General features: G+C 42.7%; 14 protein-coding genes. 8 read left to right on the top strand and 6 right to left on the bottom strand.

Annotation, left to right across the window (positions count from 1 at the left end):
• Positions 1–20: 20 nt before the first annotated feature.
• Positions 21–1,703, top strand: coding sequence for a sensor domain-containing protein (locus AS29_RS14825; RefSeq protein ID WP_231889964.1), 1,683 nt, complete (start codon positions 21–23; stop codon positions 1,701–1,703).
• Here the strand turns inward: AS29_RS14825 and AS29_RS14820 are convergent.
• Positions 1,700–3,523, bottom strand: a complete 1,824-nt coding sequence (locus AS29_RS14820) for a DNA ligase D (protein WP_051860744.1) — start codon at positions 3,521–3,523, stop codon at positions 1,700–1,702. The genes AS29_RS14825 and AS29_RS14820 overlap by 4 nt on opposite strands.
• A gap of 63 nt (positions 3,524–3,586) precedes the next feature.
• Between AS29_RS14820 and AS29_RS14815 the strand changes: the two genes are divergently transcribed.
• Positions 3,587–4,108 (top strand): D-glycero-alpha-D-manno-heptose-1,7-bisphosphate 7-phosphatase, encoded by a 522-nt coding sequence (locus AS29_RS14815; protein WP_035409338.1) that lies wholly within the window; start codon positions 3,587–3,589, stop codon positions 4,106–4,108.
• On the opposite strand, the gene ku is transcribed toward AS29_RS14815, so the two are convergent.
• Positions 4,105–4,965, bottom strand: a complete 861-nt coding sequence (gene ku, locus AS29_RS14810) for a non-homologous end joining protein Ku (protein WP_035409015.1) — start codon at positions 4,963–4,965, stop codon at positions 4,105–4,107. The genes AS29_RS14815 and ku overlap by 4 nt on opposite strands.
• A gap of 149 nt (positions 4,966–5,114) precedes the next feature.
• On the opposite strand from ku, the gene AS29_RS14805 reads away from it, so the two are divergent.
• Positions 5,115–6,182, top strand: coding sequence for an SDR family oxidoreductase (locus AS29_RS14805; protein WP_035409013.1), 1,068 nt, complete (start codon positions 5,115–5,117; stop codon positions 6,180–6,182).
• Entirely contained in the window at positions 6,175–7,701 is a 1,527-nt protein-coding gene (locus AS29_RS14800) for an aldehyde dehydrogenase family protein (protein WP_035409012.1), read from the top strand. Before AS29_RS14805 ends, AS29_RS14800 begins: the two co-directional genes overlap by 8 nt.
• 220 nt (positions 7,702–7,921) lie before the next feature.
• Here the strand turns inward: AS29_RS14800 and AS29_RS14795 are convergent, their stop codons facing one another.
• A complete protein-coding gene (locus tag AS29_RS14795; RefSeq protein WP_035409010.1) occupies positions 7,922–8,701 on the bottom strand; it encodes an undecaprenyl-diphosphate phosphatase in 780 nt (259 codons plus the stop codon).
• Between the two features lie 340 nt (positions 8,702–9,041).
• Between AS29_RS14795 and AS29_RS14790 the strand changes: the two genes are divergently transcribed.
• The 3 genes from AS29_RS14790 (at position 9,042) to AS29_RS14780 (ending at position 12,794) form a co-directional block, all read left to right on the top strand.
• Positions 9,042–9,839 (top strand): TerC family protein, encoded by a 798-nt coding sequence (locus AS29_RS14790; RefSeq protein WP_035409008.1) that lies wholly within the window; start codon positions 9,042–9,044, stop codon positions 9,837–9,839.
• Positions 9,840–10,581: 742 nt separating this feature from the next.
• A complete protein-coding gene (gene sigI / locus AS29_RS14785) occupies positions 10,582–11,337 on the top strand; it encodes an RNA polymerase sigma factor SigI (RefSeq protein WP_035409006.1) in 756 nt (251 codons plus the stop codon).
• The gene (locus tag AS29_RS14780) at positions 11,334–12,794 is read left to right on the top strand and encodes an anti-sigma factor domain-containing protein (protein WP_051860719.1); all 1,461 of its coding nucleotides are present in this window, start codon (positions 11,334–11,336) and stop codon (positions 12,792–12,794) included. Before sigI ends, AS29_RS14780 begins: the two co-directional genes overlap by 4 nt.
• 70 nt (positions 12,795–12,864) lie before the next feature.
• On the opposite strand, the gene AS29_RS14775 is transcribed toward AS29_RS14780, so the two are convergent.
• Together AS29_RS14775 and AS29_RS14770 are read right to left on the bottom strand one after the other, a co-directional pair.
• Complete coding sequence (locus AS29_RS14775; protein WP_035409005.1) at positions 12,865–13,059, bottom strand: alpha/beta-type small acid-soluble spore protein; 195 nt, start codon at positions 13,057–13,059, stop codon at positions 12,865–12,867.
• A gap of 202 nt (positions 13,060–13,261) precedes the next feature.
• The gene (locus AS29_RS14770) at positions 13,262–13,951 is read right to left on the bottom strand and encodes a DUF1836 domain-containing protein (protein ID WP_035409003.1); all 690 of its coding nucleotides are present in this window, start codon (positions 13,949–13,951) and stop codon (positions 13,262–13,264) included.
• A 128-nt stretch (positions 13,952–14,079) separates the two neighbouring features.
• Here AS29_RS14770 and htpX point away from each other — a divergent pair, with 128 nt between their 5' ends.
• Positions 14,080–14,958 carry a protease HtpX gene (gene htpX / locus AS29_RS14765; RefSeq protein ID WP_035409001.1) on the top strand — a complete coding sequence of 293 codons (879 nt, stop codon included), beginning with the start codon at positions 14,080–14,082 and terminating at the stop codon, positions 14,956–14,958.
• A gap of 54 nt (positions 14,959–15,012) precedes the next feature.
• Here htpX and AS29_RS22085 read toward each other — a convergent pair whose 3' ends face one another.
• The gene (locus AS29_RS22085; protein WP_442854537.1) at positions 15,013–15,642 is read right to left on the bottom strand and encodes a methyl-accepting chemotaxis protein; all 630 of its coding nucleotides are present in this window, start codon (positions 15,640–15,642) and stop codon (positions 15,013–15,015) included.
• Positions 15,643–16,135 lie beyond the last annotated feature (493 nt).

Here is a 16,135-nt window from a genome sequence, read left to right as displayed (position 1 = left end):
GGGAGAGCCTTGTGAATCCAATGTCTCCTGAGTTCAAAGCAGAAGTCAACAAACCTGTCCAGGTAAGGGATAACTCCTTTGAATATCTGTATAAATATCATCCGGATGCGATTTTGCGAATCGACTGCAGCGGCATGATTTTGTATGCCAATGATTCTGCGTCGGAATTGTTCAATCGGCCGCAAGATGGATTTTCGGGCAGTCACTACTCCTCCATTCTGACGAAAAGCGAATGGCAGAAGGAAGAAATCATCCTTTCCCACACGAATGACGCCTATTTACCTCATACAAGAGAAATTATTCTACAAGGAGAAAGAATCTGTAAAGTAACATCCGTCCCTATCCTTCTTGAAGGGACCATTCAAGGGTTTTTCCTCAATTTACGTGATGTGACTGAAATGAAACGGGCGGAAGAAAAGATTGCCCATTCTTCCTATTATGATGAATTGACGATGCTTCCAAACGACCGCATGGTGATGGAAAAGCTTGAATATATCACATCTCAGGAAATCGAGCGGACGGCTATTATAAAAGTTAATATTGATCGTTTTAAATATATTAATGAAATGTTTGGCAAAAGAACAGGCGATGCCATTATTCGTGAAATTGGCGGGGAATTGCGGAAGCTCGTGCCGAAGCAATTTTTTGTTGGCAGGTTTTTCAACGATGAATTTGTTGTAATTGTACATCGCCTCCAAGATACCGACTTTTTCTATACAATCGCCGGTGAGATGGCAAAGGCTTTTAAGAAACGGTATATCATAGATGACCAGGAATATCATGTTCAGGTCAGTTTTGGCGTGGCGATTTATCCGGATCATGGAACACACCCGGATATGCTTTTGAAAAAAAGTGACCTTGCCTTAAAGATCAGCAAGGAATCAGCACTCGGCAGATACAATGAAGAGAAAAGCCAGGAAATAGAAAGACGCTATTTTTTACAAAAAGAACTCATGCACGCATTAAGGCGGAATGAATTTCTTCTCTATTATCAGCCTCAGTTTGATACAAGGACGAATCAAATTACAGGAATGGAGGTTCTCCTTAGATGGAATCATCCGGCACTGGGTATTATTTCGCCCGCTGAGTTCATTCCGATTGCGGAAGAGACGGGTCTGATTATTGATATTGGGAAATGGAGCATGCAGGAAGCCTGCCGTCAGCTGCGGCATTGGCAGAAAACCAAGTCTCCGGACCTGCGGCTGAGTATGAATTTATCCGTCAAACAATTTTATCAGCCTGATTTGGTGCCGATGGTAACCAATGTTCTCCGTGATAACAGTATTATTCCGGAACATTTCGAGCTGGAGTTTACAGAAAGCCTGTCTATGCATAATAGTGAGACCTTTATCAGAACTATACGTGAGCTGAAAAATATCAAAATTCATTTGAGTATTGATGATTTTGGAACAGGCTATAGTTCTCTGAGCTATTTAACTCAGCTTCCACTGGATAAAATTAAAATCGACAGGAGCTTTGTCCATAATATGCTGAGCAGCAAGCAGGACGAAATCGTAATTAAAGCGATTATCGGCTTGGCTGAAAATTTGGGACTGCAAATGATTGCAGAAGGGGTCGAATCAGAAGTGCAGGCTGCATTTTTAGAAGCCCACGGCTGTCATCATATGCAGGGGTTCTTATTCAGCAGGCCCCTGCCCCACGACCAAATTACTGAAATGCTGAGCAAACAATATATTTCCTAACCATTTCCGTTAATAAATGAGATGATTTTAGAGACTGTTTCGTCTTGAGGGCTATGAAAATAGTGCTTGAGCGGGCAGCCTCTTTTATTTAGATGGTCAAAAATGGTTGCAATCGTATAATTCATAGGTGAAAGACCTTCAGTTACTTCCTCCCATAAAAGGGGAGCGGCGATGCAGGCTCCTTCAGCACCTCTGGGGGAATATGGGGCAATGATGGTCTTACCTTCTGCGTGCTGAAGAAAATCTACGTAAAGCTTGCCTCCGCGGTTCTTTTTCAAGCGCTCAGTTGTAAATTTTTCAGGGAACTGCTTTGTTAAAAAGTCAGCGAAGAATGCTGTAAACAATCTTGTATCGCTAAAGCTCAAATTTTTACCGGAAAGAGGGATATGGATTTGAATGCCTTTTCCGCCTGAGAGTTTAGGGAAGGAATCGAGATTAAATTCCCTGAATAGCTTTTCAAGCTGCTGTGCGGCAAAAATTGCGAGCTCAAATTCGTCCCTTGAAGGCGGATCAAGATCAAAAACAATTTCCACAGGGTGGGAATCCGAAATTCTCTGGAAGGGCAAATGGAATTCCAGAGCAAGCTGATTGCCAAGCCAAATTAGGTCCGATAGAAACTCACAGCGCATATAATCAATGCCATCAGCACGGGCCGATTGAATAAAATCGGGGGCGTAATCGGGCTTGTTCTTCTGGTAAAATCGTTCTCCGGAGGAACCATGAGGATAACGGATTAGCGTAAGTGTCCGATTTCTTAAAAGAGGCAGCATATATGGAGCAATATTTAATAAGTAAAGGATATATTGAAGCTTATTAATTGCTGGTTCATTCCAAATAGGCTTATCCGTGTGGGTGAGCAGAACCTCATGATGAATGGGTGCTGCATCCAGCTGAAATTGTTCCCAAGTGCATTGCGCAGGATCTGCTTTGAAGTTGAATGAAGCAAAGGATGGTTCCCTAAGCTGTTCTTTGTAAAAAGAAAGGAAATTAACATAAACGCAAATAGCAGGTGCAACCTGATAAACCTGGCCGCTAGAGGAAGAAGCGTTCTTTTTAATTGTTTGAATAAGAGCCTCTCGTTCCTGTCCGGTTAGTCCATGCGAAAATGAGCCAAGCGAGAATACCTGGCCATTTTTGAACAGCCCTGTATTAAAATATCCGTTTTTTTCATCGTATCCTGTAATAAAAAGGGTGGACCTTCTATAGTTCTTTACCTTTTTCCATGTTTCCGTTCTTGCCCCAGCTGTCCATTTCCCATTTTTGTGCTTTGCCACGATTCCTTCTGCTCCGTGAAGTTCAATGAGTCCCCATAGATGACTTGCCTTCTTATAGGAGGGGACCATTTGGAGAAGTTCAGCAGAGTCCGCAGATGTATGAATGGGAAGCTTCAGCTCTTTGAAAAATACCTCGAGCTGTCCTTTCCTTAGAGAATAAGGTTCGTTCATAAGCGATCTTCCCTTGTAGTGAAGCAAATCGAATACAAGCAGCTTGCACGGATCATTAGCAGAAGCTTGCTGAATTCGATTCGCTGATTTCAAACGTCCTCTTACTTGAATATCCATAAAATCAGCGGAAAGAGATGAACGGAGTGAAGCGAGTTCACCATCTAGAGTAACCGGGAGGAACGGCTGGATAGAAGGCATGAGCTTATGGACAAACTCTAAAATTTCCGGAAAAAGAATACTTAAATCCTTTCCATTCCGGCTGATGAGAGTGATGAAGTCCCTTTCTATGTATAAAATGGCGCGAAAGCCATCATACTTCACTTCGTAAGCCCATTCGGGTCCTGCCGGAAGCTCAGAGGCGAGGACAGGGAGCATCGGTTTCAATTAAATCACCTCGGATAATATGTGAGAAGCGGGAATAAGAAAGGAGCCAAATCACTGAAAAAAGCTGTATTTCTTGATCGGGACGGGGTCATAAATGAAGTGCTGACCGACAGAGTTAAATTTGTAAACCGTCCAGATCAGTTTTATCTTTTGGACCGTGCAGGTGAGGCCGTAAAACTGTTGAATGATCACGGCTACCTCGTATACGTTGTAACCAATCAGGGCGGCGTTGGACTTGGGTTTATGACAGAGTACCAGCTGAATCAAGTGCACAATGAGATGATCCGCCAGATTGCTGAAAAAGGAGGAGTCATCCAGGAAACGGCGAGCTGCACACACGTTCCAAACAGCGGCTGTCTTTGCCGAAAACCGGAGCCGGGAATGATTCTTTCGCTTGCTGAGCGCTTTAAAATCGACCTTTCCCGCTCCTACATGATCGGCGATCGGGAGCCGGATATGTCAGCTGGAAAAGGCGCTGGTACTCATGTTTTGTTTATCGGCAATCAGCCCGGCTTGGGGGAAGCTCAATTTCCGACGCTTTGGGAGGCGGCGCAATGGATTGTTTTGAAAAATTAAGCCTTTTTCCTTGCTGTCCGCATCTTTTTCCCTGTTGAGGCGGGTTCTTTATTGGATTCTGCTGCAGATTCCTTCGCTTTTTTCGGTTTTGATTTTTCAATGCTTGCCTGAAGCTGGCTCATCAGATCGACCACATTTTCTCTTGGGGCATCTTCAGGAACGGCAGTCCCTTCATTTTGATCGATTTTGCTTTGGATCAAGCGGAGCATAGCCTCTCTGTAATCATCTTTGTACTGCTGCGGATCAAACTCTGCTGTGAGCTGATCAATCAGCATCATAGCCGTGTCGAGTTCTTTTTTCTGTATATCAGTTTGTGCTGGAACAGATGGGACTTCTTCTGCAGAACGGACTTCATCAGGATAATGGATTGTTTCCATAACGAGGCAATTTTTATAAACCCTGACAACAGCCATTTGCTGCTTGGACCGAATGGTCATTTCGGCAATCCCTATTTTTCCTGATTGCTTCAGGGCCTCCCTTAATAAAGCATAAGCCTTTGAACCGTTATCTCCAGGACCTAAGAAATAACTCCTGTTGAAGTAGATGGGATCAATATCTTCCAGTTTTACAAAATCAACAATCTCAACGGCCTTATCTGCATGCTCCTCCTTCATATCCTTTAAATCTTCTTCTGATAAAATGACAAATTTTCCTTTCACATATTCATATCCTTTGACGATGTCATCTGCTTCCAGTTCACGGTCGCAATTCGGGCATTTTTTTTCATATTTGATTGGTGTATGGCATTCTTTATGAAGACTTCTTAATTTTACGTCTTTATCCTCCGTTGCTGCATAGAGCTTCACTGGAATGTTAACTAAGCCAAACCGAATGGAACCCTTCCACATCGTATGCATACATTTTTCCTCCTCGGTCATTTATTCCTGAATGCATCATCTAAGTGAATCCTCCTGATTGAGGTTTCATTTTATAGTTCTAGTTTGTATACGTTCACATGGTATGATGAATAAAAAAATATGCAAAATCAGGAAGAGGAGGGAACAACATGAAAAAATGTTTCATTACAGGTTTCCCGGGCTTCATATCCAGGGAATTAATTAAAGAAGCCGTTCAGCAAAATCTTTTCGATTATTATTATGTGCTGGTGCTGCCGGAATTTGCGGAGCGTGCAAACGAAGAACTTAATCTCCTTGCAGCAGGTAAGGCAGAGGCTGTAACTGGAGATATAACAAAAGAAGGTTTGAATATAAACCCAGCCATTTTAAAGGGTCTTGAGCAGGAAGTAACTCATGTTTTTCATCTGGCAGCTATATATGACCTGGGTGTAGATGAGGAATTTGCAAAAAAGGTAAATGTAACAGGGACAGAGAATGTTATAGAATGGGCGCTTACACTCAACTTGGAATGCTTTACATACTTCAGTACCGCTTATGTGTCCGGCAAGAGGACAGGAGAAGTTTTTGAAGAGGATTTAGAGAATCGGCATAGCTTCAAAAACCATTATGAATCAACGAAGTATCTGGCCGAAAAACTCGTCAGAACACGGATGAATAAAATGCCGGTTGTTATTATCAGACCTGGTATTGTCACCGGGAATTCGAAAACAGGTGAAACAAGTAAGTTTGATGGCCCCTATTATATGCTCAATATGTTCAGTAAGCTTAAGTTCCTTCCTGCTACACCAAGAATAGGGAAGGGGAATGTATTGTTTAATACGGTGCCTGTCGACTTTCTGGTGAGCGCGGTCCTCTATTTATCTTTAAGGAAAGAGGCTGCGGGCCATACGTTCCATGTGACAGATCCGAACCCCGGAACAATTGGCGAACTGTATGATCTCTTTTTAAAAGAGCTGCTGAACAGGAAAACCAAGGGGAGCATTTCTCCCGGTGCTGCAAAATTAGGCCTGTCTTCGAAGGCTGTTTGCAATTGGCTCGGCACTCGCAAAGAAGCCCTCGATTACTTTCAGTATGATGTGCGCTATGACTGCTCCAATTTACTGCACCATTTGGAAGGGTCAGGGATTGATTGTCCAAATATAAGGGAATACGGACATAAACTCGTTCATTACTATAAAGAAACCCAATTTGCCAAGGAGGAGAAAATTCATGCTTAAAGCCATTAACCCTGCAACAGGTTCTGAGATTAAAGAAATCGAGGAGGTTCAGCTGAGTGAAGCTGGACGGATTTTCCAACAGGCAGAGCACGCCCAAAAAGAGTGGCAGGATAAATCATTAAAAGAGAGGCTTGCTTACTATAAAACGCTTCGCCTGCTTATGGCTTCAAAACTGGACCAAATCACGACAATCATTCATGCGGATACGGGGAAACCGAAAGCGGAGGCGCTTGCTACTGATATTATGCCGGTTATTGACTCGATCCAGCATCTGGAGAAAACAGCCGAAACCGTATTGGGGAGGCAAAACCAGACAACCCCCGTCCTTTTTTGGGGCAAGAAAAGCTACATTGAATATATGGCTAGAGGAACGGTTCTGATCATTTCACCATGGAATTACCCGCTTCAGCTGGCGATGGTCCCGGTATTGAGCGCGCTCGCAGGGGGAAACTCGGTCATTTTAAAGCCTTCCGAAATAACCCCGCTAACTGGGAAACTGATTGAGCTGTTATTTAAGGAAGCGGGATTCCCGGGAGGTATTGTTCAGGTCGCGCAGGGCGGCAAGGAACTGGGAGAAGCGCTTGTGAAGGAAAAACCGGATTATATCTTTTTTACCGGCTCTGTTAAAACCGGGAAAATAATTCAGGAGCAGGCTGCAAAGGATCTTATTCCAACAACTCTGGAACTGGGGGGGAAAGATCCGCTGATTGTATTTGATGATGCGAACCTCGACAGGGCAGCAAAAGCGGCAGTGTGGGGAGCATTTACAAATAGCGGCCAGGTATGCATGAGTACGGAAAGGGTTTACGTGCAGCGTGCAGTTTATCAGACATTTGTGAGGAAAGTACAGGAGCTGACCATGAAGTTGAAGCAGGGATCCTCTTTAAATGATGATATTGGATCCATGACTTTCCCGCATCAGGTTGACGTTGTCAAGAAGCAGGTCGCTGATGCAGTGAACAATGGAGCTAAACTTGCAGCGGGCAGCATCCCGGCGGAATGGGAAGAGGACAGCATGTTTATAAAACCTATGGTTCTGATTGACGTTGATCAGGATATGGAGATCATGCAGGAGGAAACATTCGGCCCGGTCATGCCGATTATGCCTTTTGATACGGAAGAAGAAGCCGTTGAGCTTGCAAATGGGACGGTTTATGGCTTGAATGCGAGCGTCTGGTCGTCAGATATTGAGAGGGCTGAACGGGTAGTATCGAAGCTTGTTACGGGAAATGCGGTTGTAAATGATGTTATGCTGACCGTTATGAATCCCAATCTCCCATTCGGAGGGGCGAAGCAAAGCGGAATTGGCCGGTATCATGGGGAAGGCGGCCTGAGAATCTTCTGCCATGAGAAGTCCGTTATGACGGACACGGGGAAACGCAGCTCCGAAATTCAATGGTATCCGTACCGCGGGAAATACAAACCATATAAAGTTCTATTCCAAACTGTGTTCGGGTCCGATAAAAACTGGAAAGCCGCAGCGAAAGCATATCGGGAAATTATGAAACAATCTAAATAACAAGAATGGGCAGTAAGGAAAGCCCTGCAGAATAAAAATGTTAGAAATGAAACTCAAGCTCTCTACGTGAACTTGGGTTTCATTTTTCTCCTCAGGATTGTTTTTTTTGGGAACAGAAGGGGGAGACTGCATTTCCCAAGTATACAGCTGGAATCTTAAAAACACGGCACCGAATCATTTTAAGCAGCTCTTTGAGAAAACAGCCTTCTGCCAAGACATCCTAAAAGATTTTTAACCCCTGAAGAAGCAAAATCCCCGCTCCCAATCCAAAAACATATAGCGCAAACCACTTCAAGGAATGTTTCTTGACAAAACTAATCATGAAAGCGACAGCCAAATACCCAAAAATAGCTGAAGTTGTAGTAGCAATCAGCATAGAGGGAAAACCGATGGAAGGCCCTGTATATTCTGCCAAATCCTTGAGCTGGAATAGCAAAGCGCCAAAAACAGCTGGAATAGAAAGCAGGAAGGAAAAATAGGCAGCCGTCTTTTTATCAATTCCCCTCATAAGAGCTCCTGCGATGGTCAGACCAGAGCGGGATACAGCAGGGAAAATAGCCAGTGCCTGAAATGAACCGATCCATATAGCATCTGAAAGATTGAGATCGTCCAGTTTGCGATCCCCTTTTTTTATCTGATCAGCATATAGAAGAAATACGGCTGTGAATATAAACTCCCAGCCAATTGTCATTCCGGTTTTGGAGATTCCATCAAAAAAATCTTTGAATAAAAGACCTGCAGCAACAGCAGGGATGGTTCCTGCGGCTAAAAGAAATACGATCCTGCTGAATGGCCGTTTAGCCATTTCCCACAAAATATCTTTATAAAAGACAACCAGAGCAATGAACGTTCCAATATGGAGCATGGTATCCAAAAATAGTCCGGCATCCTGAAGTCCAAATAGTTTACGGCCGAGATATAAGTGCCCAGTACTGCTGACAGGCAAAAATTCAGTCAATCCCTGGATCAAACCAAGTATGGCAGCTTCGAGCCAATTCATCGCCTATGCACCCTTCCTATCGCCTTTTGAGTCATTAAAAAGTGTATGTACGAGTCTTCTTTGTTTAGAACGGACAATGTTATGGATTGACAAGTTTACCAGGATAGGATAATATGAACATAACAAAATAGTATTCTCTCTCAGTCAAAGGGGAGTAGCCGGTCAGGTGCATGCACCTGTAAACAAAGTCGTCAATTCATGGATATGTATCCATCGGCTTTGTTGACATGATTTATCAACCATGTTCAGCAAGACCTTTGCCCATTAGCGGCAAAGGTCTATTTTTATGTCCGCTAATGGGTCGCCGAGAGGGGAAAACCCATTAGGAGGAAGAAAAAATATGGATGCATCATTGTTTCTCGAGTATGGCTGGGTCCTGCTCATTCTAATCGTTCTTGAAGGAATCCTGGCAGCAGACAATGCTCTGGTAATGGCTGTAATGGTCAAGCATTTACCAGAAGAGCAGCGTAAAAAAGCATTGTTTTATGGATTAGCCGGAGCTGTTGTTTTAAGATTTGGAGCGTTATTTGCTATTTCATTCCTTGTCAACGTTTGGCAGGTACAAGCTATTGGAGCTCTATACTTACTGTACATTTCGATTAATCATTTAGTGAAAAAACATGTTTTAAAGAAAGATGATGCTGAAATAAGCAACCCGAAAAAGCAATCTGGTTTTTGGGGAACTGTCTTAAAAGTTGAATTGGCAGACCTGGCATTTGCTGTAGATTCAATTTTGGCAGCAGTTGCTTTGGCTGTCACGCTATCTCCTACGAACCTTCCTGAGATTGGCGGGTTAGACGGGGGACAGTTTTTAATCATTCTAGCCGGTGGATTAATCGGTGTTGTGATTATGAGATTTGCCGCGAATGCGTTTGTTAAATTGCTTAAAAAGAAGCCCAACCTGGAATCTGCAGCCTTCTTAATTGTCGGCTGGGTAGGGGTTAAGCTTGCATTATATACATTGGCTCATCCTGAAATAAATGTCATTTCTAAACATTTTATTGAATCTCCGCTTTGGAAGGGTATTTTCTGGACAGTATTAGCGGGAATTGCCGTCGGAGGATGGTTCCTATCCAAAGACGTTGAAGTCCAAGATGAAGAGGATTCAGAACCATTAAAAAGAGCAGAAAATGAATAAAAAAAGGATTTGTTTTTAAAAAACCAATTGAGAAAAACGGCCCCAAGAACGCTCGCGGTATGAGTGATCTTGGGGTTTTATTTTGCCTCATTGGTGCTTTGGCAATGGACAGTCTGTCTGAAGGGGGGGCGTCTTACTGGTTCTTGAAGCAGCAGGAAGGGTGAGACATAACAGGGCAGAAAGATTGCCTGTCCAATAGCACGTTCCCGATAACAGCTCCATTCTTGTGGCTTGTTTTGTTACAAATCTATTACGGTATCCGGAAACTCAACGTACGAAAGAGTTTTGAAAGTTTTTTAAAACAGACTTCATCGGGTATTTAGACTCAAAAGAAAAGTTTTTTTCAGGTCTCCCCCTTAAACAGTCTATAAAGGGCGAAACGTATTAGTAGGAGGTGAAAACGTCATTTAAAGGATATAGTATGTGTGTCATTAGTCGTGGGTAATTAAACCTTTTTGGTGTCTATTCAGAACGGTCACGGTGAATCTCTTTTCAGGAAATAATATTTCATTAAAGTTACATTACAGTAACAAAACCATACGAAACCCCTTATACAGTAGGCTTTTGATAAAAAAATGGCTGAAATGATGTAAAGATGTCTTTTGAATCCATGTTTTTTCGTCTGTGAAAAAGGGCTGTATCAAGCATTGGTGCGGGTTATATAGATAATTCCAAATTTCTTCCTTTGCGCTCTATTCATAATTTAGCTATGATTAACGCAGTATGATCGGGAGAAACTGAGGTGAAACCGTTGCTCAGCCTTTTATTCAAATATGGCAGGAAAAAAAATACACTAGAAGACAGCGTGTTCAAAATCCAAAATGGAGATTTGGATTTGCAAAATAAATTGATCGACCAATATAAACCCTTTATTGCAAAGACCGTTTCATCTGTTTGCAAAAGGTACATAGACGAAACAGATGATGAATTCAGTATAGGATTAATCGCCTTCAATGAAGCCATTGAAAAGTATTCAACAGAGCGGGGAAACTCACTCCTTGCATTTGCAGAACTGATCATTAAGAGAAAAGTGATTGATTATATCCGTAAAGAAGCCCGAAATGCACAAACCGTCAATATGGATTTGCAGGAACATGAAGAGGGAGAAGCATCCCAAAGTAAAATTGAAGCGGATTTATCCATTGATGAATATCAAAAGTTAGTAGAACAGGAACACAGGAAAGAAGAGATCCTCCATTTTCAGGGAGTCCTTAAAGAATTCAGCTTGACCATTGCGGACCTGATTGATCATTCTCCAAAGCATATTGATGCAAGGCAGAATGCAATTCAAGTTGCGCAAATACTTGTTGAGCATGATGAATTAGTAAAAATTCTTTTTCAGAAAAAACAGCTCCCGGTCAAGCAGCTGGAAAAACTTGTTTCCGTTAGCCGAAAAACCGTGGAACGGAATAGAAAGTACATTATCGCCATGGCCGTTATTATGACTGGGGACTATCTTTATCTTAAGGATTACATTAAAGGAGTGCTTGAAGCATGAAACGAGGGGTCATCATCGATCTGAAGGATGATTTTGCAATTGTCCTTACAGCAGACGGGCACTTTGTCAAAACCCGGGATGTGAAAAGCCACTATCAGCTAGGAGAAGAAATTACGTTTAACGCTGCCGAAGCGTCCAGAGCTGCTTCTCCAAAACGCCGTGGCTTATTCGGGTTGCAGCAATTAAGGATTGGATTTGTTACAGCTATCGCTATTATTTTAATTTTCTTCAGCTTGTATCCAGTTTTTAATTCAGACAAAGTTTATGCCTACATGACGATCGATATCAATCCCAGCTTTGAGCTAGCGATCAACGGAAACATGGAAGTGGTTAAATTAGAGCCTCTGAATGAAGACGGCGAGAAACTTCTTTCATCTTTCCCTAACTGGAACAAACAAGGTTTCCAGTCAGTGGTCAATAGCATCATTAATCAAAGCAGAACAATGGGATATACGAAAAGCGGCAAAGAAATCTTCATTACCACAGTTGTCGACCGCAAGAATGATAAAAAATTCGAAGCAAATCTGCTCAATCGTGTGCAAATGATGAAAAGCACATACAAAGCAGATCCGCTTATAATCGAAACCGTTCAATCAGATATGGAAACACGTAAAAAAGCGAAATCTGAAGGAGTATCTACAGGCACGTACATTCGAAATCACAAACCGTCTGAGAAGAGAGGCAAATCTTCTGACGATAAAGAGAACAAGCCTGTACCTGGCGAAAAACCAGACAATTCCATTACTCCAGCTCCGAAAGTGAAAGAAAGCAAACCTGAATCAGATGATAAAACGTGCAAGGCACCATCATGCCGTGACCAAAAACCAGCCACCAGTAAACAAAAACCTGCCACCGGTAAACAAGAGCCTGACCCGAAGGCTTTAAAAGAAATGGAAAAGAAGGGGAAGCAGCCCCCAGCTGTCCCGCCTAAACGCGATGAGCCTGCTCCTATTCCTGCTCCTAAGCAGGAACGCAATGAGAATAATACAGAGCAAAGAGGCTTTATCCATGAAGATGAGGATTCTGGCGAGGATGATTGGGAAAAGGAAGAGAACGACGATTCTCATTCAGAGGATTATGATGACGAAGATGAGAATAATAAAAAAAAAGATAAGCAGCTAAAAGACGAATTTCGTAAAAATGAAAAGAATAAGGATCAGCGCAAAGCAAACAAGCAAATACAAAAAGCTGCAGAAGAGCCCTATAATAAAGAAAAAAGCAACGCAAAAAAACTGAATGGGCGAGTTAAGAGCCCTTCAAATAAAACGGATGAAAATTATTCTGCACCGGACGTTAAAAAAAATGAAAACAATCTTGAGCAAGAGCCTGAAAAAAATCTGGAACAAGGGCTTAATCAAGAGCCTGATCCGGCGCTGCAGGAATTGAATCCTGCATCTGATAGCAGCACATTTATAGAGCCTAATGAAGAAAACATAAAGCAAGATCAGCTGAAATAATCTCATTCTAAAGTACAGTGTTCTACATATAATGATCGCCGTGCAGATTAACACGGCGATCCATCCATTATTATTCAGTTTTTCCATGCTGGCTTTGCTGTGCCTGGGCAATAAGCCGTTTTGTCATCTCGCCGCCTACAGAGCCATTTGAACGGGAAGTCGTGTCTTTTCCGAGTGATACTCCGAATTCTTGTGCTACTTCCATTTTAAACTGGTTAAGGGCTTGTTCTGCTCCAGGTACGAGCAGTTTATTTGTTCTTGCCATTTCGTCTTCTCCTCCTTCCTCTTTTACAATCAATCACAGCTTCAAGGCTGTACCTCTATTTTTAATCATACGTTTCAAACTATTCATGGAAAACCAAGGGACTAAGTTTACCATGCAGGTAATATCTGAAGGTACTCTGGTGAAAGCTAGAAAAGCGGGTAGCATTCTGCTGTCTTTTTTAATGAAAAATTCGCTCCATTTGTTACAGCGTATCCAGATGATTTTCCTGGTATGCTTGAGCTCTGCTTAGCAGGTGAGAGTAGAGGACAGAGAATACAGTCAGAACGAGGACTGGTTTGATCAGCGTCCAGTTTTGATCCGGTATAGAGGGAAATGCAGTCCGGATAATCTCTGCTTCCAGCTCTATTTTTTCTTCAATATCACTCGCTGGAGGAAAATGAAAAGCTTCATTGAGCAGTTTATCCAGTACGACCGCATATGCCTCATAATAATCAACAGGGCTGATCAGGTCGTCTGTCCTGTCTGAAATGGTGTTGAAAAGCCTGTTTAGCATTTTCCGGATTGTTTCAAAATCATAGGTGGCTTTTAGATCTCTTACAATCAGCAGAATGACAGCTTGGTCAATCGAATATTTTTTTCCAAGCTCGGGGTGCCCAATCAGGCCTTTGATGTCGCGCTTAATCCAGTTTTGAATGGATGTGGACTTAAAGGTTGTCAGCTCACAAAGGTTACCTAGAGCAACAATGTCATTTGTGGAGAGTCCTGTAACGGCTCCGCTGCTGCGTTTAAATCGTTTTACGAAATCCGGCAAAATTACACTGGCATGCTGATTCCATTTGCTGAGAAAATTCTCAAGCTCTAATCCATTCTGAAGATCAAGTGCGTGAAGCAGCCCTGACATCTCCAGCCGGGTAAGTTTAGGTTCTTTCATCGTGCACCTCTTTTATCATCCTGTTCTTTGTTTCCTCTTCTGAAACCCTAATACTTGTCATACAATGAAGATGGAATTATAATTATTGTATAATAAGTTCATATGAACTTGAAACTATGAGGTGAAAAATGTTTAAACGAATTGGATTATTCATATTAACCAACATCCTGGTCATTACAACAATAGGGATCGTTCTATCCGTTTTAGGCGTTGGCAACTATATAACGGCTTCTGGCGGAATCGACCTTGTAACTTTGCTTGCCTTCAGTGCAGTTGTAGGTTTTACAGGTTCTTTATTCTCCCTGGCCATTTCCCGCTGGATGGCGAAAATGATGATGGGGGTTCAGGTATTAAAACCTGAAGACAATCTTTCCCCTATTGAAAGAGACCTTGTCGAACGCGTTCATCAACTTGCACGGACTGCAGGTATGCGGGTCATGCCGGAGGTTGGGATTTACCGCTCACCGGAGGTAAATGCATTTGCTACAGGTCCTTCCAAGAACCGCTCTCTCGTAGCAGTATCAACCGGCTTGCTTGAAGAAATGGATGAGGATGCTATTGATGGTGTTCTTGCCCATGAAATTGCCCATATTGTTAATGGAGATATGGTGACGATGACCCTTCTGCAAGGGATTGTCAATACATTTGTCGTGTTCCTCGCAAGAGTTGCCGCATGGGCAGTATCAAGATTTGTCCGCGAAGAACTTGCAGGAGTTGTCCATTTTATTGCGATTTTGGTATTCCAGATCCTTTTCTCTATTTTGGGAAGTCTTGTCGTATTTGCCTTCTCGCGCTACCGCGAATACCATGCTGACCGCGGCGGAGCGGACTTTGCAGGTAAAGATAAAATGATTCATGCATTAAGAAGCCTTCAGAACTATACTCAGCGCACAAGAGATGATGATACTTCTCTTGCTACTCTGAAAATAATCAGCAAACGAAAACGTTCCATTTTCTCCACACACCCTGACCTTCAGGATCGGATTGCTAGATTGGAACAGCGTTAATCCAGGAAAAGCGCAAGCTGCTAAAAAAAGCTGACCTCACTTGAGGCCAGCTTTTCATATTTTGTAGGCTGAAAAAGAAGCTCGGAATTTCTTTGAAAGCGATGATAGCACATGGGAGGAATTAAGCATTTCCTGCATAACAGCATTTTGTTCTTCAGTCGTGGCTGCGATATGTTCAATGCTCTCATTCGTCAATCTGCTGACATTTTCGATATGGCCAGTTGCATCATTAAGGACATCCATCTGTTTCTTAACGCTCAGAACAGCTTTTTCAGCCTCCTGACTTTTTTTCTCCAGCTGTTTAATATGAGTAGAGATGATTTTAAATGATTCATCGACTCCTAAAACCAGCTGGTTTCCCTTTGCAACAGCTTCGGAGCTCTCTTTCATAAGCTTAGAAGCAGAAGCTGTTTCCAGCTGGGTTGATTGAAGGATTTCCTGAATGCTGCCTGCTGCGCCTGCGGTCTGCTCAGCTAATTTTCTCACTTCTGATGCAACAACGCCAAATCCTTTACCGTGCTCGCCTGCTCTGGCAGCTTCAATGGCTGCATTTAGTGCAAGCAAATTGGTCTGTTCTGAAATATTTGTGATCATGGAGGCAATGGCCGTAATTGTTTGTGATTTTTCTTCAAGATTGTGAATGGTTTTCTCGAGACGTTCTACATGATTCAAGATGGTTTCCATCTGAATCATTACATCGTTTGCATGGTTTTTGCCTTGTTTGATTTTAACGGATGAATCAGCACTCAAAAGGCTTGCTTCATTTGATTCTGCTGCTGCGACATTCAGCTGTGCGGCAATCATAGTAACGGATGATGCTGCCTGCTGAATGGATTGCACCTGCTGTTCAGAACCCGAAGCTAATTGGAGGATGGACTGTGTTATCTGATCGGTACCCTCAGAGGTTGATTCAGTGTTTTCCTTCAAATGACCGGACATCCCTCTGACTTGCTCTGAAAGGGCGAAGATCTCCTGAATCGAACGTTTAAGCTCCGCTTTAAGACTGTTCATCGCAACCGAGATATCTTCCGTTTCATCTTTAGAATTAAAATGCAAATCCTCTGTAAGGAGATTGCCTGCTGCAAGCTCCTTGCACATGCTGACAGCCTGTGAGAGCTGTTTGCGGATTCTTCTGCTTACAACCGACAGCAAAAGAGCTGATAACAGAATCGAGGCT

Source organism: Bacillus sp. SJS (assembly GCF_000732485.2).
Lineage (GTDB): Bacteria > Bacillota > Bacilli > Bacillales > Bacillaceae > Metabacillus_B > Metabacillus_B sediminis.
Note: the sequence above shows the minus strand (reverse complement) of the source record. Positions and strands in the feature narration are given on the sequence as shown.

Coding starts and splice junctions, on each gene's coding strand:
- AS29_RS14775 (WP_035409005.1), bottom strand. CDS start 13,059: ATGGCAAGAACAAATAAACTGCTCGTACCTGGAGCAGAACAAGCCCTT.
- AS29_RS14805 (WP_035409013.1), top strand. CDS start 5,115: ATGAAAAAATGTTTCATTACAGGTTTCCCGGGCTTCATATCCAGGGAA.
- AS29_RS14795 (WP_035409010.1), bottom strand. CDS start 8,701: ATGAATTGGCTCGAAGCTGCCATACTTGGTTTGATCCAGGGATTGACT.
- AS29_RS14820 (WP_051860744.1), bottom strand. CDS start 3,523: ATGCTCCCTGTCCTCGCCTCTGAGCTTCCGGCAGGACCCGAATGGGCT.
- AS29_RS14770 (WP_035409003.1), bottom strand. CDS start 13,951: ATGAAAGAACCTAAACTTACCCGGCTGGAGATGTCAGGGCTGCTTCAC.
- AS29_RS22085 (WP_442854537.1), bottom strand. CDS start 15,642: ATGGAAACCATCTTGAATCATGTAGAACGTCTCGAGAAAACCATTCAC.
- htpX (WP_035409001.1), top strand. CDS start 14,080: ATGTTTAAACGAATTGGATTATTCATATTAACCAACATCCTGGTCATT.
- AS29_RS14790 (WP_035409008.1), top strand. CDS start 9,042: ATGGATGCATCATTGTTTCTCGAGTATGGCTGGGTCCTGCTCATTCTA.
- AS29_RS14825 (WP_231889964.1), top strand. CDS start 21: ATGTCTCCTGAGTTCAAAGCAGAAGTCAACAAACCTGTCCAGGTAAGG.
- ku (WP_035409015.1), bottom strand. CDS start 4,965: ATGCATACGATGTGGAAGGGTTCCATTCGGTTTGGCTTAGTTAACATT.
- AS29_RS14800 (WP_035409012.1), top strand. CDS start 6,175: ATGCTTAAAGCCATTAACCCTGCAACAGGTTCTGAGATTAAAGAAATC.
- AS29_RS14780 (WP_051860719.1), top strand. CDS start 11,334: ATGAAACGAGGGGTCATCATCGATCTGAAGGATGATTTTGCAATTGTC.